Origin of the sequence: Actinoallomurus spadix, assembly GCF_024055725.1 — a bacterium.
In the GTDB taxonomy this organism is placed as follows: Bacteria; Actinomycetota; Actinomycetes; order Streptosporangiales; family Streptosporangiaceae; genus Actinoallomurus; species Actinoallomurus spadix.
In genome coordinates this window covers 79,337-100,022 of the sequence record NZ_JAMXMX010000027.1, presented here as the reverse complement: position 1 = coordinate 100,022, position 20,686 = coordinate 79,337, and the positions used below count along the sequence as shown (strand labels likewise).

The window sequence follows — 20,686 nt, the reverse complement described above, 5'->3', positions numbered from 1 at the left end:
CGGTCCAGGGGCCCGATCCGCCGGTCGGCGTCCGCCCGACGAAGGTAGGGGCGCGCCGGTCTCCTCCGGACCGCGGCCGTCGGCCCTCCGGCGAGGCGTCCGCGCCCCACGGCCGGTCGGCCCGGGCGGTTCGGTGCTCAGAAGGGGTAGCGGGCGATGTCGCCCTGCATGGTCACCCACTGGGTCTCGGTGAACGCCTCGATGTTGGCCGCGGCGCCGCCGAAGCGCGAGCCGGTTCCCGACGCGCCGACTCCGCCGAACGGGGCGACGGCCTCGTCGTCGACGGTCTGGTCGTTGATGTGCACGATGCCGCTCGGGATCCGGTCGGCCAGGTCGAGGGCCTTCATGACGTCACGGGTCAGGATGCCCAGCGACAGGCCGTACTCGGTGCCGGCGGCCAGGGCGACCGCCTCCTCCGCCGAGCCGAACGCGCTCACCGGGGCGACGGGGCCGAAGACCTCGTTGGCGTACGCCGGGGTCCGCGGGGTGACGTCGGCGAGGACCGTCGGGCGGTAGAACAGTCCGTCGTAGGTACCGCCGGCGGCCAGCCGGGCGCCCGCGTCGACGCTCGCGGTGACCAGCGCGTGGACGTGGTCGCGCTGGTGCTCGTCGATGATGGGGCCGAGGGCGACCTGGTCGGTGGCGGGGTTCCCGACGGGCAGGCCGTCGGCCTTGGCGGCGAGTCGTTCGACGAACTCGCCGGCGACGCGCTCGTGCACGAGGTGCCGTCCGGTCGTCATGCAGATCTGCCCTTGGTGCATGAAGGAGCCGAACGCCGCCGCGGACACGGCCAGGTCGAGGTCGGCGTCGTCGAGGACGATGAGGGCCGAGTTGCCGCCGAGTTCCAGGTGGGCCCGTTTGAGGTGGCGTCCGGCGGCCGCGCCCACCGCGCGGCCGGCGGCGGTGGAGCCGGTGAACGAGATGACGCGGACGTGCGGGTCGGCGACCAGCGCCTCGCCGGCGTCCGCGCCGCCGGGGAGCATGTGCAGGACTCCCTCGGGCAGCCCGGCCTCCTCGAACACGCGGGCCACCACGACGCCGCCGGCCACGGCCGTACGCGGGTCGGGTTTGAAGACGACGGCGTTACCGAGCGCGAGGGCCGGGGCGACGGATCGGATGCCGAGGATGAGCGGGAAGTTGAACGGCGCGATGACCCCGACGACGCCGGCGGGCACCCGGCGGGCGAGGCTGAGCCGCTTCTTCGCGGTGGGCAGGATGTCGCCGAGGGGGTGGGAGGCGAGCGCGGAGGCCTCGTAGCACTCCTGGGCGGCGATGTGGGTCTCCAGGGCCGCCTTGGGCGGGATCGCGCCGGTCTCGCGGACGATCCACTGCTCGATCTCGGCGGCGTGCCGCTCGAACAGCAGGCCGGCGCGGCGGAGCACGGCGGCGCGCTCCTCGAAGGACGTGGCGGCCCACGCGCGCTGCGCCTTCGCCGCCTCGGCCGCGGCCCGGGAGATGTCCTCCGCCACGGCGATGCCGGCGCGGGCGAGTTCGGCGCCGGTGGCGGGCTCGACGACGGCCGTGTCTCCTCCGGACGATTCGTACCAGCGTCCGCCGAACACGGATCCCTTCCAGGGCGTTTCGTCGAGCAAGGCCATCTCTGGGCACCTTTCGTGCTGTTCAGGGGGTTCGCCAGCCTACGCCGGAGATGAGGCGATGCCCATGCCGTCTTCCGGGCGCGACGGCGGATTCTCAGCCGCCTTTAATCGTCGGCTCAGGGACCGCTGACGTCCGCCGCCGACCGTGGTCCCATGACATCGATGACCTCCGGACCACCCCGGCAGGCCGAGCCCGAACACCGCGTGCGGGACACCGGCCGCCTGGCGCGCCGGGCGCTGCGCGGGCCCGACGGCGACCCGGTGTGGGCGCGGCCCGCGCTGCTCGCCCTGCTCACGGCCACCGCGGTGCTGTACGTGTGGGGGCTGGGCGCCTCCGGCTGGGCGAACTCCTTCTACTCGGCGGCCGTCCAGGCCGGCACGCGCAGCTGGGCGGCGTTCTTCTTCGGATCGTCGGACGCGTCGAACTTCATCACCGTCGACAAGACGCCGATGGCGCTGTGGCCGATGGAGCTGACCGCCCGGGTCTTCGGGGTGAACGCCTGGAGCATCCTGGTGCCGCAGGCGCTCATGGGGGTCGCGACGGTCGGGGTGGTGTACGCCGCGGTGCGGCGCTCGCTCGGCCCGCGCGCTGACCGCACGGCGATCGGCGGGGCGCTGCTCGCGGGGGCCGTCCTGGCGACCACGCCGGTGGCCGCGCTGATGTTCCGGTTCAACAACCCGGACGCGCTGCTCGTGCTGCTGCTCACGCTCGGCGCGTACGGGGTGGTGCGCGCGGTGGAGGGCGCGAGCACCCGGTGGCTGGTGTTCGCGGCGGCCTGTGTGGGGCTGGGCTTCCTGGCCAAGATGCTGCAGGCGTTCCTCGTCGTGCCGGCGTTCGCGCTGGTGTACCTGCTCCTGGCGCCGGCGCCCGTACGACGGCGGATCGGGCAGCTGCTCCTCGCGGGGGTCGCGCTGGTCGTCGCGGCGGGATGGTGGGTCGCGATCGTCGCCCTGGTGCCGTCGGGCTCCCGCCCGTACATCGGCGGCTCCCAGCACGACAGCGTGCTGGAGCTGGCCCTGGGCTACAACGGCCTCGGCCGGCTGAACGGCGACGAGACCGGCGGGCTCGGCAACCTCAACCAGGACGCCGGGCCGATGCGGATGTTCGGTAGTGAGCTCGGCGGGCAGGTCGCGTGGCTGCTGCCCGCGGCGCTGGTCCTGCTCGCCGCCGGGCTGTGGCTGACGCGCGGCCGGGAGCGCCGCCGCGAGCTCGCCGGGTTCGCGCTGTGGGGCGGCTGGCTGCTGGTGACCGGCCTGGTGTTCAGCCTCATGCAGGGGATCTTCCACGGGTACTACACGGTCGCGCTGGCCCCGGCGGTCGCGGCGCTCACCGGGATGGGCGCGGCGGTGCTGTGGCGGGAACGGCGCCGGCCGGTCGCGTCCTTCACCCTCGCCGGAACGGTGGCGCTGACCGCCTGGTGGTCCTATGTCCTGCTCGGCCGTACCCCGGACTTCGTGCCCTGGCTGCGGTTCGTCGTCCTGGTCGGCGGCCTGCTCGCCGCCGCGCTGCTCGCCTCGGCCGGTCGCGCCCCGCGCCGGCTGCTCGGCGCGGCGCTCATCGTCGCCGCGCTGACGTCGATCGCCGGACCGGCGGCGTACGCGGTCGAGACGGCCGGTACTCCGCACACCGGGGCGATCCCGACGGCGGGACCGTCGTCCGGGCGCGGCGGGATGCCGGGGTTCGGCGGCCGTGCCGGGGGCATGGGGCGCGGTTTCCGGCCGCAGGGCGGTGGCCGCGGCGGGTTCCCCGGCGGCGGTCTTCCGGGCGGCGGGTTCCCCGGTGGGCCGCGTGCCGGTGGCGGGGGGTCGGCGCAGCCGCCGGGCGGCGGCATGCGCGGGCCGGGCGGCGGCGGCCCGGGCGGGCTGCTGAACGCCACCACCCCGAGCGCCGCCCTGACGGCCGCGCTCGAGAAGAACGCCCGCTCGTACACCTGGGTCGCCGCGACGGTCGGGTCGAACAACGCCGCCGGGTACCAGCTGGCGACCGGCGAGCCGGTGATGGCGATCGGCGGGTTCAACGGCACCGACCCGGCGCCGGGCCTGCGGCGGTTCCAGGAGTACGTCCGCGCGGGGCGGATCCACTACTTCATCGGCGGGTCGACGACGGGGATGGTGCGGGGTACGAGCTCCGGCGGCAGTGACGTGGCCCAGCGGATCGCGGCCTGGGTGCAGCGGAACTTCACCGCCGAGACGGTCGGCGGCACGACCGTGTACGACCTGTCGTCCCAGGTCGAGGGCACGGCGTGACGGGCACGGGACAATCGCGGACCGATGCGCTGACCCACCTGGCCGGCCGGTCTTCGACCGGGTGATCAGCGTGGGGTGGTGACGTCCGCGACCCGCAGGCTCGTGGCCAGGTCGGCGTACTGCCGCAGGGCGACCTGGCCGAGACCGCCGGTCTTCCCGTCCTCGTTCCACACCGCGATCGCGAGGGTGTTCCGGCCGTTCGCGCGCAGGATGCCCGGCGGGATCGGGAAGCTCCGCTGCGGGCCCACGTCGTTGACGTACCGGCCGAGCTGCCAGCCGTTGACGAACAGCAGCGCGCGGTAGTGCCGGGAATGGTCGTCGGTGAACGTCACGCCGAGCGGCACGTCCTGGTCCTTCGGCAGGTTCAGGTCGAAGGTCGTCTTGTACCAGGAGACGCCGGGCCTCGTGTCGCGGCGCGGCAGGGTCGTGGCCGTCCAGCCGGCGTCGGCACCGCCGGGCAGGTGCCAGCCGTTCCGCTCGCCGTACAGGCCGCCCGTGTTGAAGGGGCCGCGCGCGGGGTCGGGCAGCTCCTCCCCGCCCTCGCCGCCCTGGATGCGCCAGGTGAGCGGGGCGGCCGATCCCCGGAGCTTCGCGCCGGTCAGGCCGCGGGGCTCCTTGTGGGTGTCCGTGGCGTCGAAGTCCTCGTTGTGGCCCATGTTCTCCACGAGCACGGACAGCACGTTGTCCCGGCCCTTCGCGGCCGCGCGGGCGGGGAAGGCGAACGTGTGCCGGCCGTCCCCACTGCTGCCGAGGAACTTCCCGTTCAGCCAGACCGAGTACACGCCGGCCTTGCCGGTTCCGGCGGTCAGGGTGACGCCGGTCTCCCCGCCCTTCGCCGTGAAGTGCGCGCGGTACCAGACGTCGCCGTAGTGGAAGCCGTAGTCGTCGGCGTACAGCACCGGCGCCGTGGCGGGCCGTGTCGGGTTGTTCGTCGTCGTCCTGTTCGCCACGGTCCAGCCGTGGTCGTCGAAGCCCGGCCGCGCCTCGGGCGACTCCGCGCGCACCTTCCAGCCGGTCAGCGCGGGAACGGTGACGCGCCGCGGCCCCGCGAGCCGCCCGGTGAGGGTGTCGTCTCCGGTGGTCCGTACGGGCGCGCCGTTCCACGTGACCGTGCGCACGGACGTCGCGGCGAAGACCTCCAGGCCGGTCACCGCGGAGGTGTCACCGGTGAGGGCCAGCGCCGGACCCTGGACCGCCGCCGACCGCAGGAGCTCCGGTCCCCGGACGAGCACGGGCCCGGCGGCGGTGTCCTGCCGCCAGAACCGCGCCGCCTCCTGGTCCGTCGCGAGGAGCAGCAGGACCGGCACGCCGCCGCGCGGCGTGACCAGCACGCGCGCCAGCCCCTGGTGCGTGTAGTTCAGCCGCAGATCCCCGCGCCCGGCGTTCCAGACGTGCCGTACCTTCCCGGACAGCACGGTGACCGACGGCGCGGCGTCGTAGTGCAGCACGGTCTCGCCGTCCTCACCCCGGCGCCCGTACAGCAGCGCGACGTCCCGGTCGCCGATGCGGCCGTGCGTCATGATCTCCGAGGTGGAGTACCGCAGCTGCTGCGACCCGAGGTGGTACCCGGCGACCAGCAGCTTCGCGTCCCGGCCAGCGAGCTTGATCTTCGTGCCCGGCTCCTGCGGCACGGACGGGTAGGACACCGCCGCGCCGCCCTGCCTCCCCGCCGTCAGGTCGATCGGCACGTGCGTGGTCTCGGTCGTGGTGGACGTCGCGTCCCGGTGCCGCAGCACGGAGAAGCGGGTGCCGTCGTCCGGGTTCGCCCGCGCGGTGAGCGTGACGTCGGCGTTCGTCGGCTTGCCGGCCGAGACCGGGTCGGTCTTGGTCAGCGGCGCCACCGCCTGCGTGAGGTACCCGAGCCGCTTCGCCTCGTCGTACTTCGGCGTCAGCTCCCGGTCCTCCTTGATGGCCGACCCGTAGTCGTAGGACGTGTAGACGTGACTCGGGTCGGCGAGCCAGCCCCACGAGGTCCCGCCATACGTCATGTAGAAGTTCTGCATCGTGACGCCGGTCGCGAGATTGTGCTTGTAGAAGACCTTCTCGAAGTCGGGGCCGGTGAGCGTGCGGCACTTGTCGTAGCCGGGGCCGCCCCACGGGTCGTACGCCCCGCCCTGGAACTCCGGCGTGAAGATCGGCGCGTCGTCCCGGAAGCGCGGCAGGGTCGCCAGCCCGTTCCATCGGTCCGGAGTCGAGCAGTTGAACTTCTGCGGGTAGCTGTCCTGGCCCGGCAGGTCGACCGACCCGCCGCCGGTCGCCCACTTCGAGGCGCCGCAGCAGTGGTTGTGGGTGAACGGCACGTCGATCCCGTCGGCGCGGACCTGCTTCTTGAGGTCCTTCATGTACGCCTTGTCGGTGTGGGTGCCGTACTCGTTCTCGATCTGGTAGAGGATCACCGGTCCCGTACCGTCGGTGTACTGGTGCTTGGCGATGATCGGGTCGACGTGGCGCAGCCACTCGCGGTACGCCTGGGTGTAGTCGGGGGCGCTCGACCGCGCCCGGCCCTTCTGCGTCGTCAGCCAGCCCGGGAAGCCGCCGCTGTCGGTCTCGGCGTTGATGTACGGCCCCGGGCGCGCGATCACGTAGATGCCCACCTGCTGCGCGATGGTGAGGAGCCGCTCGATGTCGCGTACGCCGGTGAAGTCGTACACGCCCTGCTTCGGGGAGTGGTAGGCCCAGTCGAAGTAGATCGACGTCGCGTTGTACCCCGCAGCCTTGAACTTCTCCAGCACGTCCCGCCAGAGGTCCGGGCTCGGCAGCCGCCAGTAGTGGAACTCCGCCGACCACAGGTAGACGCGGTTCCCGTCGAGCTTCAGCGAGTAGTGGTCGTACGTCACCGTGTGCGCGGCGTGCGCCCGCCGCGCGCCGTCCGGCCCGCGCCGCGCCGCCAGCGTGACCGCGCCGCCGCACACGACGGCCAGGACCACGGCGACGAGGAGGACGAACCGACGGCGGACACGGGGAAGTGAGCGCACGACGGCACCTTTCGCTCCAACAGGCGGGGACCTTCCGACACAGGCGGAGTCAACAAGAGGCGCAACATCCGTGTCAACGACGGCGCGGCGGATGTCGGCCGCATCAGGCCACCCCGCAGACCATGCCTTTGGTCGTCCCTGTCCTCATCGGTGACGCATGAACGCCGTGAAGTCCGTACACTCGGAGCCGATCGATTGAGCGCCCATAGCTCAGCTGGATAGAGCATCGGACTTCTAATCCGACGGTCGGGGGTTCGAATCCCTCTGGGCGCGCCACCTCTGCCAGGCCGATCGAGGCCCCGACCTGCGGAGCCGAGCAGGGTCGGGCCAGCACCTTCGCGAAGGACATACCCGCACCGGAGTTCTGCCCGAGCGCATCGGGGTGGTCCATCATCGCCGCCTGCGAGTAGCGGGAGGCACCCGCCGCGCTCGTGGTCCACGACAGACGCGAGTCAGCGATCAGCGCCCGCACCTCGTCGTAGCCGCTTACTAACCAGGCCGGATCCTCCGCCGGGGTCCGCACCGCCCTGACAGGCGCCGATGCGGCATGCATGCTCGCCATCACGCCCTCCCTGATTCCATGCGGTCACTGAGGCGATCGGCGGTGACACTAGCCGGTTCCGGGCAGGGTGTCCTCGTGCTGGAGGTGGAGATCGGGGGGTGGACACCTGCCTGGGAAATCTCCACCGCGGTTCCCTACTGCGAGCCGACGACACACTCGGGGCGGTGTTCGTAGCGTCGTCATCAGCGGTTATGCCGTCGCGATAGTGACCATCGAAGGAGCACCACCCATGTTGATCGGATCCCTGCTGACTGCCGCTGGCCTGTTGTCCGGTGCGCCAACCGCGGTGTGGCTGACCGTGGCTGTCCTCGCCGTGGTGGGCGTGATGGCCTTCAAGGTGCGGAGGCGCCGACGGCGTTAACCACGGCCGCCACCGCTCCAGCGCCTGTGACAGGCCCTGATCCAGCCCGGTGACCCGCAACGTCTCCATCAGCAGCAGGCCCCCGGCCTGACCGACGATTCCCTTACCGTCCGAAGACACCGTGATCTTGGGGCGGCGACCGGTAGGCTGCACCTGAAAAGTGCCTTTCAGCATGGGCGGACAGGACTCTCGACAAGCCCGATCCTCCCAGCTCAGAGGCACTTTTCTCATGTAAACGATCAGATCGTCCAGCGCCCGCGTGAAAGCGCGAGGCTAAAGACTGAGCCAGCCCACCAGGCCGTCAGGGGTCTTCACTGGGATATGGGGAGAGATGGCCGGACGGGCGACGGAAGTGGCACCGGGGCCGGGTCCGCTCGGAAGGACTGGATCATCAGGGCCGCGAAGCGGCGCGAGGCCGCGACGCGTGCCTGCGGCGAGTCGGCTCGGATGCCCTCGTTCGCCATCAGCGCCAGCACGACGTCCTCCAGCACGACGTCCTTCCGGATTCCGCCCGCCTCTTTCGCGCGGCTGAGGAGTTCGGCGAGCCCGCGCAGCGCGCGGCCGCGGCCCTCGGCGAAGTCGAACACCCGGGGGAACTTCGAGGTGAGCGCGCGGGCGAAGCCCCGGTCGAGGGCGTGCACCTCCATCAGCCTCTCGATCACCAGGCGGAACCCCTGCCAGGGGTCGGCGGCCGCCAGGCCCTCCTCGACGATCGTGAGGCACGCGGCCATCCGCTCGGCGAAGGCCGCCGCCAGCAGCGCCTCCTTCGTCGGGAAGCGCCGGTAGACGGTGGCGACACCGACCTGCGCGCGCCGGGCGATCTCCCGGATCGGCACGTCGAATCCCTCGGAGGCGAAGGCCGCGCGGGCCACCTCCAGGATGCGTTCCTGGTTGTCCCGTGCGTCCGAGCGCAGTTCGTGAACCACTGGGGCCGTCACCGCTCTCACTCTAGGGGAACCGGACGGGGTGCTCCGATACGGTCCGCGCCGGCCCGCGAAGCCCAGCCCGGGGCACCGGCCCGCGGACCTCAGCCCGGGGAGACGAAGCCGGACTCGTACGCCGTGATGACCGCCTGGGTACGGTCTCGGGCCCCGAGCTTCGCCAGGATGGAGCTCACGTGCGACTTGACGGTCTCGGCGCCCACCACCAGGTGGGCGGCGATCTCCGCGTTCGACAGGCCGCGCGTCATGAGGCGCAGCACGTCCTCCTCGCGCCGGGTCAGCGCGGCACGGCTCAGGACCGCCCGGGCCTCGGCATTGCCGTCGTTCTCGCCGTACGAGGCGGCCAGCCGCCGGACGGCCGCCGGGAACGGCAACGAGTCGCCTTCGGCCACGAGCCGAACGGCGTGCACGATCTCCGCCGGCCTGGCCCGCTTGAGCAGGAATCCGTCGGCGCCGGCGCGCAGCGCGCCGTACACGTTCTCGTCGTTCTCGAACGTCGTCACCATGATGATCTTCGGTGGGTCCGGGACCGTGCGCAGCACCGCCCGGGTGGCCTCGATGCCGTCCATCAACGGCATCCGCACGTCCATGGCGACGACGTCGGGGCGCAGCCGCCGGACCAGCGGGATCACGGCCGCGCCGTCGGCCGCCTCGCCCACCACCTCGATGTCCGGCTGGGCCTCCAGCACGGCGCGCAGGCCCGCCCGTACCAGCGGCTCATCGTCGACCAGGAGGATCGTGAGCGGCATCCGGTCAGCGTAGATCACCGGATCGGCAGGTCGACGTGCAGCAGCCAGTCGCCGCCGTCCCGCCCCGCGCGGGCCTCGCCGCCGAGGAACGCGGCTCGCTCCCGGACCCCCCGCAGCCCGCTTCCACCGCTCGCACCGGACGCCGAGGCCGCCGCCGTCAGGGGGTTGCGCACCTCGAGCCGCAGCCGTTTCTCCTCCACGACGATGCGGACCCGGACCGGCACGGAACCCGCGTGCCGCAGCACGTTGGTGAGGGCCTCCTGGAGGATCCGGTACCCCTCGCGGGACACCGGGCCCGGCACCCGGTCCAGTGGGCCGGTCACCTCGGCGTCGACCTGCGCGCCCGAGGACCGGGCGGAGTCCAGCAGACGGTCCGCCTCGCCGAGGGCGGGCCGGGCGGCGGCCGACCGCCCGGTGTCGCGCAGCACCATGAGGACCCGTTCCAGGTCCTCCAGCGCGGCCCGGCCGGTCTCCTCGATGGTCTCCAGCGCCCGGTCCGTGAAGCCCGGGTCGGCGGACGCCCGGGCGGCGCCCGCCTGCACCACCGCGAGAGTCAGGGCGTGGCCGAGGGAGTCGTGCAGTTCCCGGGCGATGCGATCGCGCTCCAGCAGGCGTTCGGTGCGCTCCTCCAGCGCGGCGAGGCGCTCCTTCGCCGACGGTCCGAGCAGCCGGCGGGCGGCCCTCGCCATGAGGGCGCCCGCGCCGGTCACCACCACCGCCAGCGCGAGCAGGGAAACCGGGATCAGCAGGGCGTACGCCCAGCCCGTGCCGGAGACCGGCACCAGGGAGTCGGCGACGTCGGGCTCCCCGGCGGCCGCCCCGGCGAACGACAGGGTGAACGCCAGCAACTGCTCCGTGACCGCGGCGACGGCGAGCCCGGCCTCCACCCGCAACAGCAGCCAGGCCCCGGTCCTCGCGCGCTGGCTCCATGAGGTGGATGGAGCGGCGGAGATACCCGGGTCCTCCTCGCTCCGCACCCGTGCGTGCGCGCCGGGGAACAGCATCAGCCTCGCCTGCAGTCCCTCCGCCCGGCGTATCCCGGGCACCAGGGCCACGGCCAGGATCAGCGGGATCGGCAGGACGGGGACGAGCGCCCAGTCGGACGCCGTCGGGCGGCTCAGCCCGGGATAGATCATGGCGCAGGAGAGGGGCACGATCGCCCCCATGAGCAGGTGCAGCCAGCGGGTGTAGGTGACCGCGCGGGTCAACGGCGACAGGAGGCCCGGCATCCGGTCATCGTCGCAGAGCCGGATCCGGCCGGTCTCCCCCCGTACGGGGGAGACGATCTCCTCCGGCGGGGGGCGCGGCGCCCCGCCCGCCCGGGCGACGCTGAGGCCATGACCAGCATCGACCTCAAAGACCTCACGAAGGAGTACGGCGGGACCCGGGCCGTCGACCGGCTGACGCTGAGCGTCGAGCCGGGCCGGGTCACGGGGTTCCTCGGCCCGAACGGCGCCGGCAAGTCGGCCACCATGCGTCTCGTCCTCGGCCTCGACCGCGCCACGGCCGGAACCGCCACGGTCGGCGGCCGGCCGTACGCGACGCTCCGGGAACCCCTGCGCACGGTCGGCGCCCTGCTGGACGCGCAGGCCGCCCACGGTTCCCGTACCGCCCGGGACCACCTGCGGTTCCTCGCCGTCAGCAACCGCATCCCCGCCCGGCGGGTGGACGAGGTGCTGCGGGACACCGGGCTGGCCCCGGCGGCGCGCCGCCGCGTCAGGACGTTCTCGCTCGGCATGCGGCAGCGCCTCGGCATCGCCGCCGCGCTGCTCGGGGACCCGGCGGTGCTCCTGCTCGACGAGCCGGTCAACGGCCTGGATCCCGAGGGCATCGTCTGGATCCGTGAGCTGCTGCGCCGGCTCGCCCGCGAGGGCCGTACGGTCCTGGTCTCCAGCCACCTGATGAACGAGACCGCGACCTTCGCCGACCACCTCGTCGTCCTCGGCCGGGGCCGGCTCCTCGCCGACCTCCCCATGCGGGACTTCCTCGACCGGCACAGCCCCGCGCGCGTGCGCGTACGGTCCGGCGACCCCGCCCGGCTGCGGGCCGCGCTGCGGGCCGCCGGGCACACGATCGCGGACGGAGACGACGGCCGGCTGATCGTCCACGGCGCCGACGCCGGGCTGGTCGGGGCCCTCGCCGCCCGCGAGGGCGTCACCGTCCTCGAGCTCGCCGACGAGCGCGCGTCCCTGGAACAGGCGTATCTCGCGCTCACCGCGGAGGAGACCGAGTACTCCGCCGCCGTCTCCGCCGCTCCGACCGGTCTCCAGGGGGCCTGACCATGTCCGTCACCGCGGTACTCCACTCCGAGTGGATCAAAATCCGGTCGGTCCGGGCGAGCTTCGGATCGCTCGTCGCGGTCCTCGCCGCGACCCTCGCCATCACCGTGCTCGCGTTCGCCACCGTGGGCCGGGCCGAGGCGGACGACGGCGGAGACCCCGTGCTCAGGGCCTTCTACGCGATCAACTTCGCGCAGATCGCGGCCGTCGCGTTCGGGGCGACCGCGGTGTCCTCCGAGTACGCGAGCGGCGCCCTGCGCGTCTCGCTGGCCGCCGTACCGTACCGGGACCTCTTCTACGCGGCCAAGGCGGCGATCCTGGGCGGCAGCGCTCTCGCCGTGGGGCTTGTCACCTCCTTCGCCACCTTCTTCACGGGGCAGGCGTTCCTGGGGAGGTACGCCATCGGCCTCGGCGAACCGGGCGCGCTGCGGGCCTGCGCCGGCGCCGGGATCTACCTGGCGCTGATGGCCCTGTTCGCCGCGGGGCTCACTTTCCTGCTGCGCAGCGCCGTGGCGGTGCTGAGCCTGCTCATCCCGTTCATTCTGATCGTGTCTTTCGTCGTCGGCGACGTCGCCGGGGGAATCGCCGCCTATCTGCCGGACCGGGCCGGGCAGCAGGTGCTGCACCAGGACCCGGTGGGAGACGTGGGCCCCTGGACCGGGCTCGCGGTGACCGCGCTGTGGGCGGCGGCCGCGCTGCTGGCCGGGTGGCAGGCGGTGCGCCGTCGCGACGCGTGACGCCCGGCCCGCAGGCATCAGGAGGTGCCGGGCGTCACGTGCGGGAGGCCGGCGACGCGACCCGCGTGACGAAGGCCTCGACGGCGTTGACGACGGCGTGGAACCGCAGGGAGTCGAACAGATCGAAGGCGTGCTGCCCGCCGGGCAGTTCGGCGTAGACGACCGGCCGGTCCGAGACCTCGCGCAGGCGCTCGGCGAAGTTCCGGGCGTCCTCGGCCGGAACGAGGGTGTCGTGATCCCCGTGCACCAGGAGGAACGGCGGCGCGTCCGGGCGGACGTGGGCGACCGGCGAGGTCCGGTCGTCCATGCCGAAGTAGGACCCGTAGTAGCCACCGAAGCCGATCACCGCCGTGACGGAGGTGTCGACGCCTTCGAAACCGGGCTGGAACGCCGGATCGTCCGGCGTCAGCGCGGCCAGGGCCGACAGGTGAGCGCCGGCCGAGCTGCCCGCCAGGACGATCCGGTCGGGGTCGGCGCCGTACGCGGCACCGTGCTCCCGTACCCAGGCGATCACTCGCTTGGCGTCCACCAGGTGATCGTGGAAGGTCGCGTGCGGGCGTAGCCGGTAGTTGGCGCTGACGCACACCCAGCCCTGCTCGGCCAGGCGGTACAGGAGGGGCAGGGACTGGCTGTTCTTCCGGCCTCCCTTGTACCCGCCGCCGTGGAAGTGGATCAGGACCGGGGCTCCGGTGGGCCGGGAACGATGGCGGTAGAGGTCCAGGCGGTTGCGCCGTCCGGCGGGTCCGTACGCCAGGTCGGGGATCCGTTCGACGGTGTGCCGCCGCCGCAGGAAGGGGCCGAGGAGGATGCGCCCGTACGGCAGGCGGCGCGAGACGGGCACCGCTCCCATCGCCTGCCGTACGGCGGGCAGGGCCCGGCCGCCGCGCCAGGCCACCAGGCCCAGGCCCGCCGCGGTCACCGCCGCCGCCCCGGCGGTGAGAGGCGAGGTGAGGTCGCCCTGGACGAACGCCAGGACGGTCGAGGCCAGGAGCCAGGCGAGCCCCATGAAGGGGAGTTCGCCCAGGACCACGGCCAGGTAGAAGGCCAGCATGGCCACCGGCCGGGGCCGGCGCGGGGCGATCAGCGAGAACAGCGTCCAGACCGCGAGGAGGGCCACGGTGGTCAGGTAACCGTAGGGAAGGTTCACGCCGGTCAGCCTCGCCCGCCCGGCGGGTCCGCCGCATCGGGCGCGCGGTCGCCTCTGGTCCTGCCCCGGTGGGGCCCGGCTCCGACTTTGGTAGGTGACGAGCCGGCGGCGCCGAAGGTTAGCTTGAGCCGGTGAGTGAGATCCGATCTTCGCGTACGGTCGCCGTGGCGAGCGTGGTCCTCGTGGTCGGAACGCTGACCACCGTGCCGCTGTGGGGGCGTACGGGCGGGCTCCCCCTGTGGCTGGACGTCGCGGCCGCGGTGGCGAGCCTGGCCACCGCGCTCGCCCAGCTGTGGTGGCCGGTCCCCGGGGCTCTCGCCGCGACCCTCCTGGCCGCGGCCTCGCCGGTCGCCACACCGGCGGCCACACTGGGGGCCCTGCAGGTCGCCCGGCGCAGGCGGTTCCCCGTCGCGGTGGCCGTGGCCGTGGCGGGCGTCGCGGCGCACGTGCTGCGAGGACTCTGGCGGCCCAACTCCGGGATCTCCCCCGGTTGGTGGCTGCTGCTGATCTGCGTCGCGTACGGCGCGCTGCTCGGCTGGGGCGCGCTGGCCCGCGCCCGCCACGCGCTGCTCATCTCGCTGCGCGAGCGCGCCGAGCGTGCCGAGGCCGAGCAGGGCAGGCTGGTCGCCGAGGCCCGCATGGCCGAGCGGCGCACGCTCGCCCGGGAGATGCACGACGTGCTGGCCCACCGGCTCTCGCTGGTCGCCACCCACGCCGGGGCGCTGGAGTACCGCCCGGACTCCTCCCCCGAGCAGCTCGCCCGGGCCGCCGGGGTGATCCGCACGGGCGTGCACCAGGCGCTGGAGGAACTACGCCAGGTGATCGGCCTCCTGCGCGAGGACGACGACGCGAACGACGACCTGGCGGTCCAGCCCACGCTGGCCGACCTGCCGCGCCTGGTCGCCGAGGCCCGCGACGCCGGGCAGCCCGTACGGCTGCGCGAGGAGGTCACCGACGCCACCGCCCTTCCGGCGGCCGCCGCCCGGACCGCCTACCGCGTCGCGCAGGAGGGGCTGACGAACGCGCGTAAGCACGCGCCCGGCCGGCCGGTCGACATGGTGCTGCGCGGTGGCCCCGGCGACCGCCTCCTCATCGACATCCGCAACCCGCTGCCGGAGGCCGCGTCGGCCCCGGTCGCGCCGGGCGCGGGGCTCGGCCTCGTCGGGCTGACCGAACGGGTACGCCTCGCCGGCGGACGCCTGGATCATCTGATCGTCGACCGGGAGTTCCGGCTGCTGGCCTGGCTACCATGGCCCGCGTGATCCGCGTGCTGCTGGTCGACGATGACGCCATGGTCCGTGCCGGGCTCGCCATGATGCTGGACGGCGCCGCCGGGATCACCGTGGTCGGCGAGGCCGCCGACGGTCAGGAGGCCGTCACCGCCACCGACGCCCACGCCCCGGACGTGGTCCTGATGGATCTGCGCATGCCGCGTGTGGACGGCATCGTCGCCACCCGCCGGCTGCGGGCCCGCGCCCGCCCCCCACAGGTGATCGTGCTGACCACCTTCGACACCGACGAGAACATCCTGCACGCGCTGCGGGCGGGCGCCAGCGGGTTCCTGCTCAAGGACACCTCGCCCCCGCAGATCGTTGAGGCGGTCACCCGGGTCGCGGCGGGCGACCCGATCCTGTCGCCGCGCATCACCCGGCGGCTGATGGACCGCACCATCGTCCAGGCCGGGGCGTACGAGCGGGCCCGCGCCGCGCTGGCCGCCCTCACCCCACGCGAGCACGAGGTCGCCGTCGCGATCGCGCGTGGCCGGACGAACGCCGACATCGCCGCGGAGCTGGCCATGGGCATCACGACGGTCAAGGCCCACGTCTCCAGCATCCTCACCAAGCTCGGCCTGGACAACCGCACCCAGATCGCGCTCCTGGCCCACGACGCCGGCCTCGCCTGACCGGGCCGGCCCGGTCGCGGCACGCGGGTGCGGTGGATCCGCCGGACGGGGTGGATCAGCGGGTCCACTCCGGGTCTCGGCCCAGGTAGCGCAGCAGCGCGGCGGTGGCGTCGTCGGCCGGTCGCGGGTCGAGCGCGGGCGCGTAGGCGAATCCACGGAGCGGCTCCGCGAGCGTCTCGGCCACCGGCAGCAGGCGCTCGGCCAGCCCGGGGGCGAGCGGCGACGGACGGCCGGTGGCCACCGCGATGTCCCAGGCGTGAACGGCGGCGTCCAGCGCGGCCGGCCCCGACCGTACCGCCACGCTGCGCCACCGCTACCTGACGCCACTACTGGACGCCCTGCGCGCCGGCACGCCGGCCAGACCGCTGCCCGGCCCTCCCCCCCAGCGACGAGGAGATCGGAGCGCGGTGGCGGCACACCGGCCCTTCCCCATCCCCCCGGAGTCGCTCTCGCCGGTGACTCTCCGTTCACCTCAGGGTGGTCGGCGCAGGCACGTCCACTAGTAGGCGGCGGGACATCTCCGCTGATCAGAAGGGATGAAATCGACGAAAAACGGCAGTGCCGCGACGCTTGAACCGGTGACAGCGGGTAGGGGGCCAGGGACGAAGACACGAATCCCTAGGAGGCCGTCACAATGACGGACGTATCCAACGTGGGCCCCCGGCCGGATGATGATCGTGAGGTACTCACCAACCGGCAAGGGCACCCGGTCTACGACAACCAGAACCAGCGGACGATCGGTGCCCGCGGCCCGGCGACGTTGGAGAACTACCAGTTCCTGGAGAAGATCAGCCACTTCGACCGCGAGCGGATCCCCGAACGCGTCGTGCACGCCCGTGGCACCACGGCGTTCGGATACTTCGAGGCGTACGGCCGGCTCGGCGACGAACCGATCAGCGCCTTCACGCGCGCGAAGCTGTTCCAAGAGGCCGGGAAGCGCACCCCGGTGGCGGTGCGGTTCTCGACCGTGATCGGCGGACGGGACTCTTCCGAGTCCGCGCGCGACCCGCGCGGGTTCGCGGTGAAGTTCTACACCGAGGACGGCAACTGGGACCTGGTCGGCAACAACCTGGCGGTGTTCTTCATCCGGGACGCCATCAAGTTCCCCGACGTGATCCACTCACTGAAGCCGGACCCGGTCACGTTCCGGCAGGAACCCAACCGGATCTTCGACTTCATGTCGCAGACGCCGGAGTGCATTCACATGCTGGTGAACCTGTTCAGCCCGCGCGGCATCCCCGCCGACTACCGCCACCAGCAGGGCTTCGGCGTGAACACCTACAAGTGGGTCAACGAGCAGGGCGAGACCTGCCTGGTGAAGTACCACTGGATGCCCAAGCAGGGCGTGCGCAGCATGACCGCCGCGGACGCCGCCGCCGTGCAGGCGGAGGAGCTCGGACACGCGACGAAGGACCTCCGGGACGCCATCGAGCGCGGCGAGTACCCCGAATGGGAGCTCCTCGTGCAGACGATGAGCGACGAGGAGCACCCGGAGCTGGACTTCGACCCGCTCGACGACACCAAGGTCTGGCCGGAGAACCGGTTCCCCGCGCGTCCGGTCGGCCGCATGGTGCTCGACGAGTGCCTCGGCAACAACTTCGCCGAGAACGAGCAGATCGCCTTCGGCACCGGCGTCCTCATCGACGGTCTGGACTTCAGCGACGACAAGATGCTGATCGGCCGCACGTTCTCCTACAGCGACACGCAGCGCTACCGGGTGGGCCCCAACTACCTGCAGCTCCCGGTCAACCAGCCGAAGCACGGCCGGGTCCGCACCAACCAGCGCGACGGCCTGATGACCTACTACGTCGACCAGGGCGGTGAGAATCCGCACGTCAACTACGAGCCGTCGATCACGGGCGGACTGCGCGAGGGAGAGTTCCCGACCCACGACGAGCAGGGACCGACGATCACTGGCCGGCTCACCCGCAAGCGCATCCCCCGGACCAACGACTACGTCCAGGCGGGCCAGCGCTATCTGCTCATGCACGACTGGGAGCGCGACGACCTGGTCCACAACCTCGTCACGATGCTCTCGCAGTGCGAGCGGCCCATCCAGGAGCGGATGGTCTGGCACTTCCTGCTCGCCGAGGACGATCTGGGCCTGCGGGTCGGGGAGGGCCTGGGCATCGGCCCGGACGACGTCGCCCACCTCGAGCCCCTGGCGAGCCAGGACCTCACCGACGAGGACCGCGCGCGGCTCGAGAAGCTCGGCCACAACGGCCCAAGGGATGTCAACGGCCTGCAGATGACCCACTGCGTCCCGAACGAACGAGCCGTCAAGGTCGGCTGACCGACCGGAGGACCGCCTGCGATCGGCACGTCAGGTGCCGTGCCGACCGCGGAGTCGACCGTGCGCGACACGGCATCGCCCAGTCGGGTGTGACGGCCGGCTCGGGCACAGCGGCAGTGCCGTCGGGCCGGAAGACCGACTGGAGCTGGGAGACCTTCTCGAGCGACGTTCCGGCGCGCGGGCCGTCGTCCTTGCTGACGACACAGCACGCCATCTCGGGCAAAGCGGGCACCGCCGGGGGCACCTTGTTCCCGTCAGCGGCTACTGAGAGAAGAATCCTCTCGGCTGAGTAGACGCCCCTGAAAAACAAGCCGCCACCCCGGCGCCTGCCGGAACCAACCCCGCACTGTGCAGCTGGAACACACCCGGCCAACGGCTAGCCGCAGGCATCACGAGAACTGAGTCAGAACCCGGGCTCTTCCCTGCTCAGATGATGGCGCCGGATCGCTTGGCCGGATCGATCAGCCGCCTTGCCGCCGGTGTTGACGCCGAAGCCCGGCGAACAGGTCATCGGCCCGTCAACGCCGACGGCACCGGAACCGTCCCGACGGCGACCTGACCGTGGTGGCGGTGCGGTCGCCGCGTAACCCGAGTTGCCGCGTCACACGGTGGCGAACGCGAGGCCGGCACCGACGGCGACCATGACCGCCAGGACGACGATGACCGTGAGGGTGGCCAGCGGCTTCTTCCGATGATGTAGGTGCACGGCCGTGGGCTTCTCGGGTGCCGGGGCCGGAGTGGACGACGACGTCGGCGGGTGGCTTGGAGTCGGCCGTGGTTCTGGAGCCGCTGGACGCGGGGCGGCCGGACGGACGGCGACCGGGCGCACCGGCACGGCCGGTGCCGCCGGTACGGGTGGCGCGGCAGGCGGAGCGGGGTTCGGCGGCGGGGTGGCGGGCGGCGTCGCCGGCGGTCGAGGGGCGGGCGGGGAGACCGGCGGAGCCGGTGGTGCAGGTGGGGCGGGCGGCACGGGTGCCGGTGGCGCGGCGCGCCGGCAGGCACCGACGGCGAGGCGGACGTCCAAGGCGCGCAGCAGGTCGAGATCGAGGCAGACCGAGAGAGTCGCGGAGAGCAGCGGCTGTGCTCCACCCACCGCGAGGGAGACCGGCCGTGGGGTACCGGCGGCGACGGAGATGGGCAGCAGACCGCCCGCCACGGCGGAAAGCGGACCGGGGTCGCCGACGGTCACGGGCAACAGTCCAGACACGCCGATCAAGGGAGGCGGTCCGGACTCGCCGATCGCGGGCAGCAGACGAGAGCCGCCGGTAGCGGGGGTCGGCCTGAGACCGCCGGTCACGAGGCGGGGCCCCAAGCCGTCGGGCGCGTGCAGGACCCCAGGGCCGCCGGGCGCGGGCAGGAGGCCAGAACCGCCGGGTGCGGGCTGGAGCCCAGGGGCGCCGGTCTCGGGGTGTGGCCCGGAGCCGTGGGGTGCGGGCAGGAGGCCGGGGTCGTCGGTGGCCGTGGCGGCGAGGCGGTGATCGGCCGGGACGCCGGAGGGGCCGGGATGCCCGGGGATCTGATCGGCATGGTGGGCCTGTGCGGGAGCGCGCCGACCGTGCCGATGGTGCGGGTGGGGTTCACGCGGGTCGGCCGGGTCCTCTCGGGCGGGCCGGGCGGAGAGACGTGGTGACCGGGCCGACGGGCCTGCGGGATCGGTGGCGGGCGGGCCACCGGAGGACGACCGCGCGGAATGCGGGCGCCCGGATGGTGACCCGTGGGAGTGCAGGCCGCCGGAGGACGGCCTGCGGGAGGACAGGCCGTCGGAACGGGCGCCTGGGGAGGTCGGGCCGCTGGGTAGCAGCCCGCCGAGCAGGCCACCGGCGATCGGGGTCGCGGAGGGTGCGTCGTCGGAGGATTCGGCCGAGGAGACCCGGTGCACCGGGCCGGAGGGGCGGGTCTTGGCGGATCGGGCCCCGTCGTCGGCCAGAGCGGGAGTCGACATGAGGCCGATGAGGGAGCCCGTGGCCAGGACGCTGATGCCGCGTGCGCGCATGGGTCACCGGCTCTCGGGAATGCGGGGGAACTCCTGTTGCGCCGACGTGAACGCGTCCGGCTTGACGCGGAGCGCGCCGTCGAAGACGTGCGAGATGTCGAACGTGAGGTAGACCCCAATGGCGAGCATCGCCGCCATCGCGGCCGCCGGGATGAGAGCCGAACCTCGGGGCCGGGCCCCGGCGAGGAAGGGGAACGCGGCGGCGAGGAGGGCCGTGATGACCGTGAGGGCCAGCAGGCCCTTCGGCGGGCTGGCCTTGGCGTCGACCGCGCGCTGGCCGCGGGCGGCCGACATGTCGCGGATCCGGTCGAGGAGCGTGCTGCGGGCGGTCTCCGCGTTATTGCCCGAGACCTGGAGGCCGGTGACCTGGGCGCGCAGCGTGTCCAGGCGCGCCCAGCCCTCTTGGCTGAGCCGTCCCTTCTGCATGACGTGCCATTCGTTGTCGACGACGAAGCGCACGTAGTCGCGCAGCGAAGCCTGAACCTGGGTGCCGGCCGGCGACGGCAACGCCGCGGCGGCCCAGTAGGCGTCGACGATCGCCTGACTCTCGGTCTGGGTGTTCTGCCGGGCGGAGTCGGCCGTGGTCCATGGAACGACGATGGCGATCGCGAAGACGAGCAGGAAGAGGGAGGACAGCATCGAGCCCGCGTGACCCGCGGTCGTGCTGCCCGGGCCACGGTCGTCGGCGCCGTGGCGCGCCTTCCGGAAGAGGAAGGCGGCTGCGAACACGGCTCCGACGGCCGCGGCTACAGCGAGGGTGAACACGAGCATGACCGTCTCCATGGCTTGCCGTTGATGAGACGTGCGTACGCCGACCTGTAGCGCACCGTCACATGACTATCACACTACGTATCCTTTTAGTAGCGGCAACGCCTCCTGTCCGGAGACGGCCAGCAGCAGA

15 protein-coding genes and 1 tRNA gene are annotated in these 20,686 nt (G+C 72.9%); 8 read left to right on the top strand and 8 right to left on the bottom strand.

What is annotated here, in order from left to right; translation table 11 throughout:
• Positions 1-137 precede the first annotated feature (137 nt).
• The gene (locus NE235_RS30845) at positions 138-1,598 is read right to left on the bottom strand and encodes a benzaldehyde dehydrogenase (RefSeq protein ID WP_252809143.1); all 1,461 of its coding nucleotides are present in this window, start codon (positions 1,596-1,598) and stop codon (positions 138-140) included.
• A 162-nt stretch (positions 1,599-1,760) separates the two neighbouring features.
• On the opposite strand from NE235_RS30845, the gene NE235_RS30840 reads away from it, so the two are divergent.
• The gene (locus NE235_RS30840) at positions 1,761-3,845 is read left to right on the top strand and encodes an ArnT family glycosyltransferase (RefSeq protein ID WP_252809141.1); all 2,085 of its coding nucleotides are present in this window, start codon (positions 1,761-1,763) and stop codon (positions 3,843-3,845) included.
• A 65-nt stretch (positions 3,846-3,910) separates the two neighbouring features.
• Here NE235_RS30840 and NE235_RS30835 read toward each other — a convergent pair whose 3' ends face one another.
• Positions 3,911-6,820 (bottom strand): glycoside hydrolase family 35 protein, encoded by a 2,910-nt coding sequence (locus NE235_RS30835; protein WP_252809139.1) that lies wholly within the window; start codon positions 6,818-6,820, stop codon positions 3,911-3,913.
• A 199-nt stretch (positions 6,821-7,019) separates the two neighbouring features.
• Here NE235_RS30835 and NE235_RS30830 point away from each other — a divergent pair.
• A tRNA-Arg gene (locus NE235_RS30830) sits at positions 7,020-7,096 on the top strand.
• Between the two features lie 958 nt (positions 7,097-8,054).
• Here the strand turns inward: NE235_RS30830 and NE235_RS30825 are convergent.
• From NE235_RS30825 to NE235_RS30815, 3 genes are all read right to left on the bottom strand, one after another.
• Positions 8,055-8,681 carry a TetR/AcrR family transcriptional regulator gene (locus tag NE235_RS30825; RefSeq protein WP_252809137.1) on the bottom strand — a complete coding sequence of 209 codons (627 nt, stop codon included), beginning with the start codon at positions 8,679-8,681 and terminating at the stop codon, positions 8,055-8,057.
• Between the two features lie 89 nt (positions 8,682-8,770).
• Positions 8,771-9,433, bottom strand: coding sequence for a response regulator transcription factor (locus NE235_RS30820; protein WP_252809135.1), 663 nt, complete (start codon positions 9,431-9,433; stop codon positions 8,771-8,773).
• A gap of 14 nt (positions 9,434-9,447) precedes the next feature.
• Positions 9,448-10,662: a sensor histidine kinase gene (locus tag NE235_RS30815; protein ID WP_252809133.1), complete on the bottom strand. Its 1,215-nt coding sequence runs from the start codon at positions 10,660-10,662 to the stop codon at positions 9,448-9,450.
• A gap of 108 nt (positions 10,663-10,770) precedes the next feature.
• Here NE235_RS30815 and NE235_RS30810 point away from each other — a divergent pair, with 108 nt between their 5' ends.
• On the top strand, positions 10,771-11,712 hold the full coding sequence (locus NE235_RS30810; protein ID WP_252809130.1) for an ABC transporter ATP-binding protein: 942 nt from the start codon (positions 10,771-10,773) through the stop codon (positions 11,710-11,712).
• A gap of 2 nt (positions 11,713-11,714) precedes the next feature.
• A complete protein-coding gene (locus tag NE235_RS30805; protein WP_252809128.1) occupies positions 11,715-12,449 on the top strand; it encodes an ABC transporter permease in 735 nt (244 codons plus the stop codon).
• Between the two features lie 34 nt (positions 12,450-12,483).
• On the opposite strand, the gene NE235_RS30800 is transcribed toward NE235_RS30805, so the two are convergent.
• Complete coding sequence (locus NE235_RS30800) at positions 12,484-13,596, bottom strand: alpha/beta hydrolase (RefSeq protein WP_252809126.1); 1,113 nt, start codon at positions 13,594-13,596, stop codon at positions 12,484-12,486.
• Between the two features lie 131 nt (positions 13,597-13,727).
• On the opposite strand from NE235_RS30800, the gene NE235_RS30795 reads away from it, so the two are divergent.
• On the top strand, positions 13,728-14,858 hold the full coding sequence (locus NE235_RS30795; RefSeq protein WP_252809124.1) for a sensor histidine kinase: 1,131 nt from the start codon (positions 13,728-13,730) through the stop codon (positions 14,856-14,858).
• Positions 14,846-15,499: a response regulator gene (locus tag NE235_RS30790; RefSeq protein ID WP_252809122.1), complete on the top strand. Its 654-nt coding sequence runs from the start codon at positions 14,846-14,848 to the stop codon at positions 15,497-15,499. Before NE235_RS30795 ends, NE235_RS30790 begins: the two co-directional genes overlap by 13 nt.
• Before the next feature lie 55 nt (positions 15,500-15,554).
• On the opposite strand, the gene NE235_RS30785 is transcribed toward NE235_RS30790, so the two are convergent.
• The gene (locus NE235_RS30785; RefSeq protein ID WP_252809120.1) at positions 15,555-15,800 is read right to left on the bottom strand and encodes a DinB family protein; all 246 of its coding nucleotides are present in this window, start codon (positions 15,798-15,800) and stop codon (positions 15,555-15,557) included.
• 333 nt (positions 15,801-16,133) lie between these two features.
• Between NE235_RS30785 and NE235_RS30780 the strand changes: the two genes are divergently transcribed.
• Positions 16,134-17,792, top strand: coding sequence for a catalase (locus NE235_RS30780; RefSeq protein WP_252809119.1), 1,659 nt, complete (start codon positions 16,134-16,136; stop codon positions 17,790-17,792).
• 1,324 nt (positions 17,793-19,116) lie between these two features.
• The gene (locus tag NE235_RS30775; RefSeq protein WP_252809117.1) at positions 19,117-19,422 is read left to right on the top strand and encodes a hypothetical protein; all 306 of its coding nucleotides are present in this window, start codon (positions 19,117-19,119) and stop codon (positions 19,420-19,422) included.
• Positions 19,423-19,788: 366 nt separating this feature from the next.
• Here NE235_RS30775 and NE235_RS30770 read toward each other — a convergent pair whose 3' ends face one another.
• Positions 19,789-20,556 (bottom strand): bestrophin-like domain, encoded by a 768-nt coding sequence (locus NE235_RS30770; RefSeq protein WP_252809115.1) that lies wholly within the window; start codon positions 20,554-20,556, stop codon positions 19,789-19,791.
• Positions 20,557-20,686: the final 130 nt, after the last annotated feature.